8 protein-coding genes are annotated in these 7,911 nt (G+C 73.0%); 3 read left to right on the forward strand and 5 right to left on the reverse strand.

The annotated features are described in order from the left end of the window. On the reverse strand, window positions 1-1,245 hold a 1,245-nt coding region (locus tag ACOV8S_RS04660), incomplete at its 3' end, for a cysteine desulfurase-like protein (protein ID WP_448316246.1). A gap of 591 nt (window positions 1,246-1,836) precedes the next feature. Between ACOV8S_RS04660 and ACOV8S_RS04665 the strand changes: the two genes are divergently transcribed. Next, complete coding sequence (locus tag ACOV8S_RS04665; protein ID WP_448316247.1) at window positions 1,837-2,598, forward strand: thioesterase II family protein; 762 nt, start codon at window positions 1,837-1,839, stop codon at window positions 2,596-2,598. A 90-nt stretch (window positions 2,599-2,688) separates the two neighbouring features. On the opposite strand, the gene ACOV8S_RS04670 is transcribed toward ACOV8S_RS04665, so the two are convergent. Beyond that, window positions 2,689-3,534: an NAD(P)H-binding protein gene (locus tag ACOV8S_RS04670; protein ID WP_448316248.1), complete on the reverse strand. Its 846-nt coding sequence runs from the start codon at window positions 3,532-3,534 to the stop codon at window positions 2,689-2,691. 92 nt (window positions 3,535-3,626) lie between these two features. Here ACOV8S_RS04670 and ACOV8S_RS04675 point away from each other — a divergent pair, with 92 nt between their 5' ends. Continuing rightward, on the forward strand, window positions 3,627-4,265 hold the full coding sequence (locus tag ACOV8S_RS04675) for a TetR/AcrR family transcriptional regulator (RefSeq protein ID WP_448316249.1): 639 nt from the start codon (window positions 3,627-3,629) through the stop codon (window positions 4,263-4,265). Window positions 4,266-4,395: 130 nt separating this feature from the next. After that, on the forward strand, window positions 4,396-6,285 hold the full coding sequence (locus ACOV8S_RS04680; RefSeq protein WP_448316250.1) for a CocE/NonD family hydrolase: 1,890 nt from the start codon (window positions 4,396-4,398) through the stop codon (window positions 6,283-6,285). 70 nt (window positions 6,286-6,355) lie between these two features. Here the strand turns inward: ACOV8S_RS04680 and ACOV8S_RS04685 are convergent, their stop codons facing one another. From ACOV8S_RS04685 to ACOV8S_RS04695, 3 genes are all read right to left on the reverse strand, one after another. Continuing rightward, window positions 6,356-6,574 (reverse strand): EF-hand domain-containing protein, encoded by a 219-nt coding sequence (locus ACOV8S_RS04685; RefSeq protein WP_351117150.1) that lies wholly within the window; start codon window positions 6,572-6,574, stop codon window positions 6,356-6,358. Window positions 6,575-6,613: 39 nt separating this feature from the next. After that, on the reverse strand, window positions 6,614-7,327 hold the full coding sequence (locus ACOV8S_RS04690) for a VOC family protein (RefSeq protein ID WP_448316251.1): 714 nt from the start codon (window positions 7,325-7,327) through the stop codon (window positions 6,614-6,616). 35 nt (window positions 7,328-7,362) lie between these two features. After that, window positions 7,363-7,911: TOPRIM nucleotidyl transferase/hydrolase domain-containing protein (locus ACOV8S_RS04695; RefSeq protein WP_448316252.1), on the reverse strand; the 549-nt coding region annotated here is incomplete at its 5' end.

Here is a 7,911-nt window from a genome sequence, read left to right on the forward strand (position 1 = left end):
GCCCAGGACCGTGCGGAGCGCCGCCAGCAGGCGGTCGACGTCCGCGTCGTCGTTGTAGAGGGCCAGACCCACCCGCACTCCGCCCGCGTCGCCCAGCCCCAGGTGGCGGGAGGCCTCCAGGGCGTAGAACGAGCTCGCCGGGGCGTCCACCCGGTGGTCCGCCAGCCGCCGCGAGACCTCGGCCGCCTCGACGCCCTCGACGGTGAACAGCAGCGTGGACGTGCGGAGTCCGGCCCGCGAGTGCAGGGTGACGCCGGGGTGCTCGGCCAGCCCTTCCTCGATGCGGGCCCGCAGGCGGTCCTCGTGGTGCTCCACCGCGGCGAAGGCGGCGACCAGTCGCGCCCGGCGGTCCGTGCCGTCGGCGCCGGCCGGCGCGAGGGAGGCCCAGAAGTCCACCGCGGCCCGGGTGCCGGCCAGCAACTCGTAGGGCAGCGTGCCCAGTTCGAAGCGCTCCGGGACGGCGTCGCTGGACGGCAGCAGCTTGTCGGGGTGCAGCGACTCCAGCAGCTCCGCCCGCCCGGTGAGTACCCCGAGGTGCGGGCCGAGGAACTTGTACGGCGAACAGACCAGGGTGTCCGCGCCGAGGGCGGGCAGGTCGACGGCGACGTGCGCGGCGTAGTGCACCGCGTCGACGTGCAGCAGCGCGCCCACGGAGTGCGCCAGGGCGGCCAGGGCCGGCACGTCGGGGCGGGCGCCGTTGAGGTTGGAGGCGGCCGTCACCGCGACCAGACGGGTGCGCGGCGAGAGCACCGCCTCGACGTGCTCCGGGCGCAGTTCACCGGTGACGGTGTCGAAGCCGGCCCACCGCACGGTGGCGCCCGCCGCCTCGGCGGCCTGGACCCACGGGCGGATGTTGGAGTCGTGGTCCAGCCGCGTGACCACCACCTCGTCGCCCGGGCCCCAGTCCTTGGCGAGGGTGCGGGCCAGGTCGTACACCAGCTGGGTGGCGCTGCGGCCGAACACCACGGTGGAGGACGGGGTGTTGAGGAAGTCGCCCATGGCGTGCCGGGCCCCGGTCACGATGTCGTCGGCGTTGCGCTGCGCCTCGGTGAGACGGCCGCGGTTGGCCAGCGGACGGGTGAGGGCCTCGGCGATCGCCTCCGCGACGGGCGCTGGCGTCTGCGTGCCGCCGGGGGCGTCGAAGCGGGCCCAGTCGGAGGCGAGCAGGGCGGGAAAGGCGGCGCGCACGGCGGCGGCGTCGAAAGGCGCGTCGAAGGACGCGTCGAGGGACGTCTCGAGGGACATCAAGGGCCTCCTGGGCGGGTCGAAGGGCGACTTCAGGCCATGATCGCAGCAGTGTGCGGAGGGCGGAATGTGCAGGTCCGGACGCTCGGCGGCTCCCCAAAGCCGCTCCGCGTCCGGACCCTTCGCCGGAAGGTCGGAGGCCTGTGACCCTCCGGTGGTCTCGATTCCCCCCCAGGTGTCTGCTCGGTGGACTCACTGGACGCGCAGTCCTCGGGCCCGGAACTGCCCGCGGACCCGTACCACGAACTCCGTGTCCGGCGAGGGGTGTCCCTCAGCGGAAAGGGCAAACCCGTCGCCTCGTACTCGGCCGCCCCGGTGGATCCGTCACCGGCCGAGGTGTCGGAGCGGGCGTCGGTGGTCGCGGTGCCGGGTGCCGTCGTGGTCGTGAGCATGGATGCTCTGCCTTCGCACTTATCCCAACATTTAGTGCGAACCGGAACATTCCCTCGACGCGAGCTGAATCCCGTCGTGTGTCGCGGACCGACGAAGCCGCAGGTCAGGGGGCGGGTGGGGTGGCCGATCGGCGGTCGAGCGGGCGGTGCGATGATCGGATGGCACGTGTGCAGTCAAGCGGCAGAGGAGGACGGGGCAGTGACCGAGCGCCCGCAGAGGACGGACTGGATACGCCGGTTCCACACCGCGGAGGCGGACGCGCCGCACGTCGTGTTCTTCCCGCACGGCGGGGCCGGCGCCACCCACTTCCATCCGCTGTCCCGTGCCCTCGCGCCGGCCGTCCAGGCGCTGGCCGTCCAGTACCCCGGGCGGCAGGACCGGATCGCCGAACCCCTGGTCCCGGACGTCGGCGAGCTCGCCGAGCACATCGCCCGCGAACTCGAGCCCTGGGCCGACCTGCCCCTGGTGCTGTTCGGGCACAGTCTCGGCTCGGCCGTGGCCTTCGAGACCGCCGTCCGGCTGGAGGAGGGCGGGGCGAAGGTCCGCGCGCTGTTCGCCTCCGCCCGGCGGGCCCCGTCGCTCGCGACGCGTCGCGAGCTGCCGGCGCTGGAGAGCGACCGGGAGGTGCTCGACATCCTGGAGGTCCTGCGCGGAGACACCGGCGCCCCGATTCCGGAGGACCCCGCCTTCCTCGAACTGGTCCTGCCGACCGTCCGCAACGACTTCCACGCCAGCAACCACTACCGCGCCCCCGACGGGCTGCGCCTCGCCTGCCCGGTGATCGCCCTGGCGGGGGAGAGCGATCCGGCGGTCGAGGTCGCCGAGGTCGAGCGCTGGTCACGGCACACCACGGGACCCTTCCGGCTGCGCACCTTCCCGGGCGGCCACTTCTACCTCGACGACCGGGTCGAGGAGATCCGCGCGGAGATCGCGTCGGCCGCGGGAGCGGTCGGCGCCTGACGCGACCGCCGGGGTCCGAGCGCCTGACGCGAGCGTCGGGTGGTGCGGGCGTCCCGCGAGGTGACCGCCGGCCGGGAGCGCTCGGGAGTCCTACCGGAAGGCCTCCACGTTGCGGGCGGCCCACTCGGCGAAGGGGCGGGCCGGACGCCCCAGCACCGTCTCCACGTCCGGGCGGACCTCCTGTTCGCCCGCCACCGGGGCGCCCAGGATGTCCAGCGTGCCGGTGACCGCGTCCTCGGGCATGAACCGTGCCATGTGCGCGTGCGCCTGATCCCGCGAGAGTTCGACGAAACGGACCTCCTCGCCCAGGGCCTCGCCGAGGGCCGCCGCCTGCTCGCGCGGGCTGACGGCCCGCGGCCCGGTCAGGGTGTACACGCGCCCCGCGTGCCCCTCCTCCAGCAGGGCGGCCGCCGCCACCGCGGCGATGTCGGACGGGTCGACGACCGGCAGGGCCACGTCGCCGAACGGGGCGTACACCGTCCGCTCGGTGCGGACCGTCCCGGCCCAGGCGAAGGCGTTGGAGGCGAAGCCGCCCGGCCGCAGGACGGTGTGGCCCACCCCCGCCGCGCGGACCGCGTCCTCGAACGCGCGCAGACGGGCGTGCGAAAGAGACTGGGGGCGGGTGGCGACGCTCTGCGAGGAGAGCAGGACGACCCGCTTCACCCCCGCGTCCACCGCCGCGTCCAGCAGCGCCGCCGGGCTCTCGCCGGAGACGTTCAGGTCTCCACCCAGCAGGACGAAGAAGGCGTCCGCGCCCTCGAGAACGGGACGCATGGCCGCGCTGTCACCGACGTCCGCCCGCGCGTGCCGGACGCCGTCGGGCAGCCCTTCGGGCCGCGGCCGTCGCGAGACGGCGACGACCTCCCCGCCCGCCTCGGCGAGCAGCGGAACCAGTGTGCGTCCGACGTTGCCGGTGGCGCCTGTCACCACGATCATGGGGAACCCTCCGCAAGTGAGTGAGTCGGCTGACTGACTCGGATGCCGGGGACGCTACACGGGCCAACAGGCATGCGCCTATAGTCAGTTGGGTGACTGACTCGAAATCGCCCAAGGCGCGGGCCGCAGACAAGCGCCGTCGGCTGACGACCGAGGCGGCCCGGGTCCTGCACCGGCAGGGCGTCGAGCGGACCACCCTCGCCGACATCGCGCGGGCGGCCGACGTGCCGGTGGGAAACGTCTACTACTACTTCAAGACGAAGGACGAACTGGTCCTCGCCGCACTGTCCGAGCACAGCGCGTACCTGGACGAACTCACCTCCCGGCTGCAGCTGTCGGAGGACCCGCGCGACCGGCTCAAAGGGCTGGTCGAGGCGTGGATCGAGCAGCGCGAGGTGGCCGCCCTCCACGGCTGCCCCACCGGCACCCTGGCGGTCGAACTCGGCAAGCGCTCCGACGGAACGCTCGACGGCGAGGCCGGCGCGGTGATCCGGCGTCTGCTGGAGTGGGCAGGGAAGCAGTTCCGCGCCATGGGGGCGTCCGGCCCGGACGACCTCGCGCTGACCCTGGTCTGCGCGTACCAGGGCATGTCCCTCATGGCCAACGCGCTGCGCGACCCGGACGTGATGACCCGTGAGGGAAGCCGGCTCCTGGAGTGGCTGGATTCCGTCCCCGCCACCGGGACCGAAGCAGGCACCGCCGCGAACCGGAAGCGCGGTCGGACCGGATGACCTTGCTGCCCGAAGGCCAAGAGCCGTTCTCCGCCGCCCCGTTGAACTGACGTCCGAACGATCATAGGCTCGCGCGCCATGGGCCTCGGCCCAGCTCGACCGCACCACCGGCACTGCTTCGCACCCACCCATGGAGGAGCATGTGAGAGCACGTCGCGCGACCGCCTGGGCCGCCTCCGCACTGGTCGGCACCCTCGCGGTGACCGGCGCCGTCACCGGCCCCGCGACCGCGGCGCCCACGGGAACGGCGACCGGAACCGGGGCCGTGGCCACCGCCACCGGCCCGGTCGGCCACCAGGAGAACGACCGCGTCCCCGAGGGTTCCGTCTGGACCCAGCACTACTTCCCGTCCGCCGACGACTCCGGCACCGAACTGCACGCCGACGTCCTGCTGCCGGAAGGGCTCGACCCCGGCGAGAAGGTGCCCGTCATCCTCTCCGTCGGTCCCTACTTCTCGCACGCCGGCCAGACCGGCCCCGAGGGCTTCACCCACACCGGGCCGTCCCCCCGTTTCAACGACTTCCTCGAGGGCGCCGACGTCTTCGACAACGGCTACGCCTTCGTCATGGTGGACCTGCGCGGCTTCGGCGGCTCGACCGGATGCCTCGACTGGGCGGGACCCGGGGAACAGGCGGACGTGAAGGCCGCGATCGACTGGGCGGCCCGGCAGTCGTGGTCCACCGGCGCGGTGGGCATGTACGGCAAGTCCTATGACGCCGTCACCGGCCTGATCGGCAACAACCTCGACCAGCGGGCCCTGAAGGCGGTCGTCGCCCAGGAACCCGTGTGGGACATGTACCAGTACATCTACTCCAACGGCGTGCCCCGCCCGAACGTGACCGGCACCGCCAACGCCTACAACGGCATCGCGACCTTCCCGCCGATGGCGGACGACGACGCCCGCTACCAGGCCAACGCCCGCTGGGAGCAGTCCCACCCGGAGTGCGTCGAACAGAACACCGCCGGATACCGCATCGCCGACCAGGAGAGCGAGCACTGGAAGGCGCGCGACCTCGCGAGGATGGCCGAGGGCAGCGACACCCCGCTCTTCGTCACCCAGGGCTTCATCGAGAACAACACCAAGCCCGAGGAGATGGAGGAGTACCTCGACAACCACCGCGGCCCCGAACGCGGCTGGCTCGGCCAGTGGGACCACGTGCGCGGCGGCGACCGGGTCGGTGACGGCCGGCTCGCCATGGGGCGCGAGGGCTGGTACGAGGAGACGCTGTCCTTCTACGACCAGTACCTGAAGGGTGTCCGGCCCACGGTGCGGTACCCGGCCTACTCCGTCGAGGACAACACCGGCGCCTGGCGGGCCCAGCGCACCTGGCCCGTGGTGGAGCGATCGGTGACGCTGCCGCTGGGCGGCGGTTCCTACGTCGACGACGGCGGCGCGTCCGCCCGCGCCGACCTGGCCGCCGCCGGTGAGGAGAGCGCGGCCAGGACGCCCGAACCGCCCTCGGGCAGGTGGGACATGGAGAACGCTCCGGCGGTGGAGGCGCCCGCGCCCGAGGGGCTGGCGAAGGGCGTCGCCGAGCGGCAGAAGGCCGGGGACGTCGGCTCCAGCTTCTTCGTCTGGTCGAAGCCGGTCCGGCGGCCGGTCCGCGTCACCGGCACGCCGCAGATCCGGCTGACCGCGCGCGGCGAGGGCAACGTCATGCTCAAGCTGTACGACGTCGCCCCCGACGGCAGCGCGGTGATGTTCGACGAGCAGGTCTCCCTGGTGGAGACCGGACGGCTCTCCGTCGACCTCAAGTCGACGGACTGGACGCTGGGTTCGGGCCACGTCCTGGCCGTGGAGATCGGCTCGGTGCAGACCGGCTCCTGGCGCGACACGCCCTCGGGCGAGACGATCAGGGTCTCCGGGGCGCAGTTGCGGCTCGCCCTCGACGACCCGGCCGACGACGTGCCCACCCAGGGCGCGCGCTCGCCCTTCCTGGACACCTACCTCCGCCAGTACACGGTCACCCTCCCGGCCGGTCCCGCCACCTTCACGGTGACCCCGGGCCGCCACCTCTGATCCCTGCCGGCACGACCGGGGCCCGGCACGTTACCCGCGCCGGGCCCCTCGTGCACGCACCGGCGTACGGTCAGGCGTTCATGCCCGCCCAGAACTCCTCGAAGGACATCTGGCGGTCGCCGTCCGTGTCGAGCGAGTCGATCAGGGCGCGCGCCTGCTCCGCGGTGATCTCCGAGCCCTCGAGCTCGGAGACGACCTGCCGGTACTCCTCCGCGGTGACCTGGCCGTCCCCGTCGAGGTCGTAGCGCTCGAAGACCTTGCGCGCCGCAGCCTTCACGATGTCCGTCATGCGTATCCGTCCGTCGTCACGATCTGAACCGGAGCCAGGCTAGCGGGCCCGGTGCACCGCGAACTCGTTGCCGTCCGGGTCAGCGAGGGTCACCCGGCCGCCGTCGTGTCCGTCACCGTCGAGGTGCTTCGCGCCCAGCGAGACCAGCCGGTCGATCTCCGCCCGCAGGTCCTCGCCGGCCGGGACGGCGAGGTCGAAGCGGATCCGGTCCCGGTCCCCGCCCCGCGGCATCAGCGGCGGGCCTCCCCAGGTGATCTTCGTGCCGCCGGCGGGAGACTGGATCGCCGTCTCCTCGTCCTGGTCCCACACCAGCGGCCACCCCAGCGCCCGGCTCCAGAAGTACCCCACCGCCTGCGAGCCGTCGCAGGGGAGCGCGCCGACGAAGCCGCACCCGGCGAGGAAGTTGTTGCCGGGTTCGATGACGCAGAACTCGTTGCCCTCCGGGTCGCAGAGCACCACGTGCCCCTCCTCCCCGGTCTGGCCGACGTCGGTGTGGCGGCCGCCGAGCTCCAGCGCCCTGGCCACCGTCGCCTTCTGATCGTCCACGGAGGCGCTGGTCAGGTCGAAGTGCAGCCGGTTCTGCACCGACTTGGGCTCGTCCGTCGCGACGAAGCGGAGCAGGAACCCGGTCCCGTGCGCCGGCAGGACGGTGAAGTCGTCACCGGTCTCCCGTTCCAGCAGGCCAGCCCAGAAGCGCGTGAGGCGGGCGGGGTCGAGTGCGTCGAAGTCGAGCGCGTGCAGGTACGAGGGCATGTCAGCGGTCTCCTTGGAAGGGGAATGAATGAGGGTCACAGGCCGGCGAAGAGGGCGTCGAGCGGGGCGGGCAGCTCGCCGGGGCCGAGTGCCTCGGCCAGCACACGGCCGTAGTGGATCTTGCGGCCCTTCTTGGTGCCCAGGAAACGCCGCAACTGCAGCTCCCTAGGGCGGCCCTGCTGGGCGGGCTGGCTCAGGAAGATCTGCCAGGCGCGCAGATCGCCCTCGGCGGCGACCTGGGCCTCGACCCGTTCCGTGCCCAGGGCGCGGATGAACTCGTCCTCCAGGTCCGCCACGCACACGAAGACGTCCCGCGCGGGCGCCCCGGCCCGCTCCAGCGCGCGGTCGAAGTACCCCCGCTCGCGCTCGTCGCACAGACCGGTGAGACGCAGGCCGAGTCCGGGCGGCCCGAGGACCCGGGCGAAGCGGCCCACGTTCATCGCGCCGTTCATCGTCACGACGCACACGCCCTCCGCCGCGAGGTCCCGGCCGTGCCGGGCGGCCAGCGCGTCGACGGCCGCGAGGTCGCTCGGCCCCTCCAGCAGCACCACCGTCCGCAGCCCGAGCCGCGTCGCCAGTTCACC

The organism is Streptomyces sp. CO7, assembly GCF_053474865.1.